Origin of the sequence: Streptomyces durbertensis (assembly GCF_014156695.1) — a bacterium.
GTDB classification, from domain to species: domain Bacteria; phylum Actinomycetota; class Actinomycetes; order Streptomycetales; family Streptomycetaceae; genus Streptomyces; species Streptomyces durbertensis.
The window spans coordinates 1-1,819 of the sequence record NZ_WMLF01000691.1; the positions used below are offsets into that span (position 1 = coordinate 1).

Below are 1,819 nucleotides of genomic sequence, written 5' to 3' on the forward strand. Positions count from 1 at the left end.
CACCCGCCCCGCGCTCCGGCGTCCGCCCTCAGTCCGGTCGGAGGACGGCCCGCAGACGGTCGGCGAAGGCGTCCGGTGCGTCGACGAAGCCGGTGTGGTCGCCGGGGAAGAGCGTCGGCTCGATCCCCAGCCTCCCGGCCAGCGCACGCGCCGTGCGGTCGCAGAGCTGCCCCGCCGAAGCCTCGCCGATGCCGACCACCACCCGACCGGACTCGCCCCGCAACGCGGCGGCGTCCGGCGTCCAGAAGGTGGTGCGGCGCAGCTCGTGGGCGAACCAGCGGCGCTCGTCCGCGACCTGCCGCGCGTCCCGCTCCCCGCCGAACATCTGCTCCACGGCCGGCTCGGGGATCATGATGCCCGCCTGGGCGAAGAACCCCTTCCACGCCCCGACGACGTCGCCGCCGAGGTAGTCGGCGACAAGCCGTTCCGTTCCGGCGCGCAGCTCGTCGCGGTCGTCCAGCAGCTCGATCAGCGGGGGCTCGTGCGCGACGACCGCGCGCAGCAGCTCCGGGTGCCGCTGCGCGAGTGCCAGCGCGCTCACCGCGCCGCCGCTGGAACCGACGACCACGGCCGGTCCCGCGTCCAGGTGGGTGATCAGCCGGGCCAGGTCGTCGGCCCGCAGCTCGGGAGTCGACTCCTGCTCGGGGTTGTGGAGCTCGCTGCGGTGGATGCCGCGCGGGTCGGTGGTCAGCACCGTGTGGTCGGCGGCGAGCACGTCGGCGAGCGGGCCGAACGCGTCGGCGTCCATCGGCGCGCCGACCAGCACGACCAGCGGCCCGGTCTCGCCGCGCACCTCGTAGTACAGGCGCCCGTCGGGCACCTCAAGCGTGCGGGCGCGTTCGGTGGCGCCCGGGGTGTCGGTGATCATGTGGTCCTCCGGAATCGGTTCTCGGCCGTCATCCGAGGTAGACGGTCCGGCCGCGCGAACCTCATCGCCCGTCCCGACCCCCGACCGGAACTCCGTCACCCTGAAGCCGTCGACTCCCTTGCTAGGCTCGGGAGTTGAGCCAAGGGGGCAGCAGGGTGGCATCAGTCAGTTTCCGTATCGGTGGCGACCTGGAAGTGCGTCGGCTCGGGTTCGGGGCCATGCGCCTCCCGACCGAGCCCGCTGCCGCCCGCGCGGACGCCGTCGCGGTCGCACGACGGGCGGTGGAACTCGGCGTCACCCTGATCGACACCGCCCACCTGTACGGCGGAGGGGCCAACGAGGAACTGCTGGCCGAGGCCCTGCACCCGTATCCGGAAGACCTCCTCGTCACCACCAAGGTGGGTGTCGCGCGTTCCGGCCCGGGCGACGAGTGGCGACTCGACGGGCGCCCGGAGGTCCTGCGCGACCAGGTCGACCACGCGCTGCGGCGGCTGCGCGTCGAACGCCTCGAACTGCTCCAGCTCCACCGCATCGACCCCGAGACCCCGCTGGCCGACCAGATCGGCACCCTGCGGGAGCTGCGCGACGAGGGCAAGATCGGCCGGATCGGCCTCTCCGAGGTCACCGTCGCCGAACTCGACCAGGCACGGGAGATCGTCGAGATCGCCAGCGTCCAGAACCGATACAGCCTCCTCGACCGCGAGCACGAGCCCGTGCTCGCCGCCTGCGAGGCGGCCGGCATCGCCTTCCTGCCGTGGCGGCCGGTCGCTTGGGGCGAAGCCGGAGCGAACGCCGAGATCAACGCCGTGGCCGCCGACCTCGACGCCACCCCCACCCAGGTCGCGCTCGCCTGGCTGCTCGCCCACTCGCCGGTGATCTGCCCGATCCCGGGTACCGCCCGGCTCGCCCACCTGGAGGAGAACGTCGCGGCGGCGGACGTCACGCTCACTC

2 protein-coding genes are annotated in these 1,819 nt (G+C 73.5%); one reads left to right on the plus strand and one right to left on the minus strand.

Going from position 1 to position 1,819, the window contains the following annotated elements; all coding sequences use genetic code 11:
- Window positions 1-28 precede the first annotated feature (28 nt).
- Window positions 29-868 carry an alpha/beta fold hydrolase gene (locus GL263_RS25950; RefSeq protein ID WP_182858176.1) on the minus strand — a complete coding sequence of 280 codons (840 nt, stop codon included), beginning with the start codon at window positions 866-868 and terminating at the stop codon, window positions 29-31.
- 218 nt (window positions 869-1,086) lie between these two features.
- Between GL263_RS25950 and GL263_RS25955 the strand changes: the two genes are divergently transcribed.
- A partial coding sequence (locus GL263_RS25955) for an aldo/keto reductase (protein ID WP_267132796.1) occupies window positions 1,087-1,819 on the plus strand: 733 nt, incomplete at its 3' end.

What these genes read in the sequence shown, in the direction of transcription:
- GL263_RS25950 (WP_182858176.1), bottom strand. Translation starts at nt 868, where the DNA reads ATGATCACCGACACCCCGGGCGCCACCGAACGCGCCCGCACGCTTGAG.